Here is a 5,251-nt window from a genome sequence, read left to right as displayed (position 1 = left end):
GCCACCGGTATCGGTAAAATGCTCTTCGATCTCCAGAGTCGTGTCGTGATCGAATAGACCGTCGAGGACATAGACGGCCTCGCTTTCAGTCGGGCTGATCGGCAATATGCCGAAGTATCCATACTGGTCAGAGAGATGACTGTAGAATTTCGAACCGGGTTCACTGCCATAATGTAGATTGATGTCACCGCGCTTGGCGGCCCGGTCGCTGGCACGGAAGAATTGCCCATCGGATGATGCGGTCGATCCATCTCCCCAAAGCAGCGAATGTGGATGGCGCGTATGAGCGTCTGTTACACAAGCTTGCGCCGCCCTATAGGTTTCAGATCGCGCGTGAAAGGTGCGCATCCATCCGATCTGATGGGCAGTGATCCCCTTCGACGCTCCTGCCATGCGCTTTGGTCCGAGGTTTGTGCCGTCCGCTAGAACACCGGCGAGCATTGCGGAGATGTTTTGCGGCGTATCTCCCGTCCGGACATGCGTGAACTGGTCGGCGAACCCGGTCCAGTCATGCACTTCCCTAAGAAGGTCGGGTACTTCGATCAACGGATACAGCTCGCTGATTTCGACATTCAGTTCATCTGCTGCGGCGGGAATATCGCTCGCACGCGGCGTCACGATCAGGGTTCCGGCTTCCAGCCTGACGTAATCAAGCTTTCCATTGCGAGCACGATAGGCCAAACGCTTGAGATTAAAGTCCATCATCTGCCGGACTTCCGCGAGCCAGGCCGCGCCGTCTCCTTGAACACCGAGACCGAGTTTGCCTTCATCTTTCATGGCGACGAAAGCAGGCTTAGGCATGAGATGTTCGTCAATCGGCCGGAATGATCGGCTGCCATCAACCCAGACATCCCCCGAGCGTAGCCGATCCCGCAAATGGGCCAGAGTTGCAATCTCGTAAAGCCGCCGATCCGGCTTTCCGTCCACGAATATCAGCTTTTTCTCAGATGACCCGAGATGGCCGATTGGCACGCGATCGGGCAGAACACGCCTCCCTTCCGCATAAAACCCCCTCAGAATTCTGATCGCCGCCAGTAGTGGATCATGCTTTCGATGTGACTGAAACGTGAATATCTGAAGGAAGACGCCCGAGAACTTTCTAACATTAGCATACTGTTCTGCCGCCATCACCAAAGGCGATGTGTCCGCGTTCTCGACCATGGCTTCAAGGTTAGGCTTGATCTGGAGCAGCTTATGCCAGCCGACCTGCCTGTTTACCACTTTCATTGCATCTTCATCAGCATCATTGGCATTCTGCAAGGCGACAATTGTGTCGAGGAACAATTTGAGCGCTCTTGATGTTTCTATCCGGGCATTCATATGCCGCTGCTTTTTCCTGTTATTGGCTTTTGAAAACAGCCGACCGATCAGCTTGATGAACATTGTTACCGCATCGTCGGTGAGCTTCTGGCCGAGCTTGATAAGCTGAGCCACAATTGTCGCGCGACGACGACTGGAACTGAAGTCACTGGCAAGCCAGGCCGGAGTGGCATCGCCCTCGCGGATCATCTGATCCCACCGACCGGCGGGAATGCGAAGTTGCAGATGGGGATCGATCTCAAGATGGCGTAGGAACGCTATGCGCTCCGTCATTCCAATCAGATTTCCTGCTCCCGGGGCGTCTGGAGCGGACCGCAACCAATTGAAGCGAGTCTGACGGATCGCCGGGTCAACCTCCAATAGGATATCAAGAGCTTCCAATTTTTCATCACGGAGATCAGCAATGAGCGCACTCTCAGCGCGCCGACGAGCGATGGCTCGTGCTGCCAGCCCCATACGCTCGATCATATTCACTACCGGTAGGAGAACGCATCGCTCGCGGAATGTGGCGATAATCACTTTTGCTATGGGCACCCCTTTATCTGTTTGGGAGGCTGCCTCAATTCCCGCACGCAAAGCGGCGCGACGGTCTTCAGCGGTTGCACTCCGTAGCTCGAGATAGCGCTGCAAGTGTCCGATATGTTCGCGTCGGGTTTCCTCACGCGTTGCGTATAAATTAAATAACCGTGGATCCACGTTGATCTGCTCGGCAATATAGTTGAGCAGCATCGGTGGGGGAACTTCGTTTGGCAGAAGCGCTCTTCCAGGGTAACGCATCAGACAAAGTTGCACGGCAAAGCCAAGCTGATTTTGCTTGCGCCGACGAAGCTCTATTTCCAGGCGATCCGCCGGTGAAAGCGAATAATGTCTGATCAAACTATCTTCGTCGGTTGGAATGTCGAAAAGCTCGTGTCGATCCTGGATTTTTAGAAGTGTCCGCTTGGCCATTCTTTACTCTTGCAACTCTGCACTACTGGCCCCCTGTACGGAATCGACCGTTTTCGTACAGAGGCGAAACAGCCTGTCCACACATTATCTTGACATGATTTCGAACAGAGGGGCTGTTTCGGACAGCCTATTCGGACGAAATTGAGCCTATACCGCGCACCTTTGGGTATGTCCGCGTCTCGACAACCGGCCAGACCACGGAAAAACAGATCCAGGAAATCGAAGCCGCCGGCTTTCAAGTCGAGCCGCGCCGGATCGTCACAGAGACGGTTTCCGGAAGCGCCGCCATCGCGCAGCGTCGCGGATTTTCCCGGTTGTTGGATAAGCTGGAATCCGGAGACATCCTCATCGTGACCAAACTGGACCGCCTTGGTCGTGATGCTATCGATGTAAGCAGTACCATCAAAGCCCTCGCGGAAATGGGCGTCAGGGTTTATTGTCTGGCACTCGGCGGGGCCGACCTCACAAGCTCGGCCGGCACGATGACCATGAACGTGCTCAATGCTGTTGCTTAGTTCGAGCGGGACTTGCTCATCGAGCGCACACAATCCGGCCTGAAGCGAGCGAAGTCGGAAGGTAAAGCCCTCGGCCGCCCGTCGACGCTGAGCGACAAACAGAAGCAGGATGTATGTGATGATCTGGCGATGGGAATAAGCTTTTCGGCCATCGCAAGAAAGTTTGCTACCAGCCGACAGACCATTTTGCGGGTTCGCGATGAAGGTTCACGGTCCGTTCGACGTTAGCGTACGGTTTTGCACTGCTCTTGTTCCGACCCCAGATTGCCTGACTTCAACGCAGCCTTGAAAAACTGTGCTGACTGGCATTGTCGTATAACCCAGAAAGTCGTGTCAGCCGGTTACGTCCTGTTGAATTGCCCAACCAATCGACCGCATGCGTGCTGAGGTCGGTCGCCAGAACCAGAAGAGGGCGACGCTGAAAGCGGTCGTTTCAACCGTGAACGGTTTCTCCGCGTTCTAGCATACCAACGAAATCCCTGATCTTTCGGGCTCTGGTCTCAGCTTTCTTCACCGCGCCAATGCGATACAAGATCGCAAATCGGTTAGCGCCAGTGAGCGTAGCGAAGAAAGCTGCGGCCTTCGGGTTCGCATTAAGCGCAGTCTGCAAGTCCGTTGGGACCTCAGCTTTGCTAGCTGGAGCATACGCCGCCTCCCATCTGCCATCTGCCATCGCTTTATCAATTTCCAATTGCCCAGACGATTGCATGCGCCCCGCCGAGATCAGTTCCAGCGCGCGTTTCCGATTTTCATCCGACCACTTGCTACGCGGTCGGCGGGGGGTAAAGCGGACTAACCAGCTGTCAGCGTCGTATTTGTCAAGTTGACCGTCGATCCAACCATAGCAAAGGGCGCTGTCGATCGCCTGAGCTTTGGTGACGCTTGCGATGCTCGAACCCTTCTTACGAAATCTAATCCATGCACCGTTGGAATCGCTGGGTTGCTTCGCCAACCAGCTCTCCAGTGCAATTTGATCAACAAATGAAACTATCGGAAGGCCAGAACGCAATTCAGTCATTCTCTACCCTTAGCCCGGCCTGTGGATTCGATAAAGATCCACTTATGCTAACCCGGGTCTGATAGCTGTCAATCTGCAAACCACTAATAACAGATGTGCGCGGCTTTGCTCTGTAGTGGTCGGCACAGGCCTCAAAGCAAACGCGACGCCCGTCCGCTGCGCCGTTTGGCGTTGTTGTAATAGTCGGACGCCTGCTGCACGGAGCGGTGGCGCGATTGTTCCATGGCTTCGGGGAGCGGAATGCCGCGATTGGCCGCTTCCGTGAGATAGCCGGAGCGCAGGCCGTGCGCGGAGAATTCCTTGGCATCAAGGCCGGCCATTTGCGCGCGCTGCTTGACGATCCGGTTGACCGCGCTCGGTTCCAGCGCTCGCGCGGAAACGTTGCCCCAGCGATCGATCTTGCGAAACACGCTGCCCTTGTCGATTTTTGCCGCTTCCAGCCAGCGATTGAGGGCTTCGACGGGACGGCCGGTCAGATAGACGATTTCATCGTGATCGGTGCCACTGGTTTTGGTGCGACCAAGATGGATGCCGAGCGAGGGGAGGGGAGAGCCGTCCACATCGGCGACGGGAGCCTGTTTGACAAGCTGTTCTACACGCAAGCCGGCGACTTCGCTGCGCCGACGGCCGCCCGAGGCGAAGGCCACCATCAGGATAGCCCGATCCCGGATAGCGGTTAGATCCGTGCCGGAACAGGTTGCCAGCAGCTTGCCCAGCATATCGCCGGTAATCGCATTGGCACTCTTGCGGCTGCGCGGCCGGTTCAAGGCGCGCACCGCAAGCCGGATGGCCGATTTGACGGCCGGCGATGAAAACGCCCCTTCCAGGCCGCGCCAGCGGGTCAGCGTCGACCAGTTGGCCAGACGCCGTCGCACGGTAGCCGGCGCATGCGGTCCGGACACACGCAAAAAGCCTTGTTGGCGCAATTCCTCTTCCACAGCGGACGGCATGCCGTGGTCGGGTTCGATCTCGCGCTGTTGTGGCCGCCATAAATGATGCGCAATGAATTTCAGCAGGAGGGCTTCCGGCGCCGGGAAGGGGAGAGGATTACCGGTTGCAGCCAGCGACCAGGCCTCAAGATAGGCCAGATCCGAGGTCAATGCGCGCAGCGTGTTTTCGCCCATGCCTTCATTGACCAGATGACGCAGCGTTTCGACATCCTCATCCGTCAATAGCCCGGCGAGCCTGCCGCGGCGGCTCAGCGGCAGAACAGCCGCTATCGTATCTAAAGTCTCGGTTCGTTTTTCAATCGAACTTGACGACGAGCTGCTCATTTCGGCAGTCCGTTCTCGTCATATAGTTCATCGTGGTTCGAAGTCTGGTGCGTGTTTGCAGGCCTTCCCTTAAGCGCCAGCGCCCAGACTTCATCCCAGGTGCCCTGGCCGTTCTGCGAAATTGGCACGATCGCGGCAATAGGATCGCCAGCTCGACAGATGACAACCTCGTCATC

General features: G+C 56.4%; 4 protein-coding genes and 1 pseudogene. 1 reads left to right on the top strand and 4 read right to left on the bottom strand.

Going from position 1 to position 5,251, the window contains the following annotated elements; all coding sequences use genetic code 11:
- Positions 1–2,268: Tn3 family transposase (locus HWX93_RS22370; protein ID WP_176038772.1), on the bottom strand; the 2,268-nt coding region annotated here is incomplete at its 3' end.
- Between the two features lie 149 nt (positions 2,269–2,417).
- On the opposite strand from HWX93_RS22370, the pseudogene HWX93_RS22365 reads away from it, so the two are divergent.
- A pseudogene (locus HWX93_RS22365) lies at positions 2,418–3,011 on the top strand (recombinase family protein).
- A gap of 205 nt (positions 3,012–3,216) precedes the next feature.
- Here HWX93_RS22365 and HWX93_RS22360 read toward each other — a convergent pair.
- The 3 genes from HWX93_RS22360 to HWX93_RS22350 all read right to left on the bottom strand — a co-directional run.
- Complete coding sequence (locus tag HWX93_RS22360) at positions 3,217–3,801, bottom strand: YdeI/OmpD-associated family protein (RefSeq protein ID WP_176038771.1); 585 nt, start codon at positions 3,799–3,801, stop codon at positions 3,217–3,219.
- A 131-nt stretch (positions 3,802–3,932) separates the two neighbouring features.
- Positions 3,933–5,075: a site-specific integrase gene (locus HWX93_RS22355; protein ID WP_176038770.1), complete on the bottom strand. Its 1,143-nt coding sequence runs from the start codon at positions 5,073–5,075 to the stop codon at positions 3,933–3,935.
- Positions 5,072–5,251 (bottom strand): prevent-host-death family protein (locus HWX93_RS22350; RefSeq protein WP_176038769.1); only part of this gene is annotated, 180 nt, incomplete at its 5' end. The genes HWX93_RS22355 and HWX93_RS22350, both read right to left, overlap by 4 nt.

It is taken from the genome of Brucella tritici (assembly GCF_902825325.1).
Classification (GTDB): domain Bacteria; phylum Pseudomonadota; class Alphaproteobacteria; order Rhizobiales; family Rhizobiaceae; genus Brucella.
The sequence above is the reverse complement of the archived record's forward strand: the minus strand, read 5'-3'. Positions and strand labels throughout refer to the sequence as shown.

Coding starts and splice junctions, on each gene's coding strand:
- HWX93_RS22360 (WP_176038771.1), bottom strand. CDS start 3,801: ATGACTGAATTGCGTTCTGGCCTTCCGATAGTTTCATTTGTTGATCAA.
- HWX93_RS22355 (WP_176038770.1), bottom strand. CDS start 5,075: ATGAGCAGCTCGTCGTCAAGTTCGATTGAAAAACGAACCGAGACTTTA.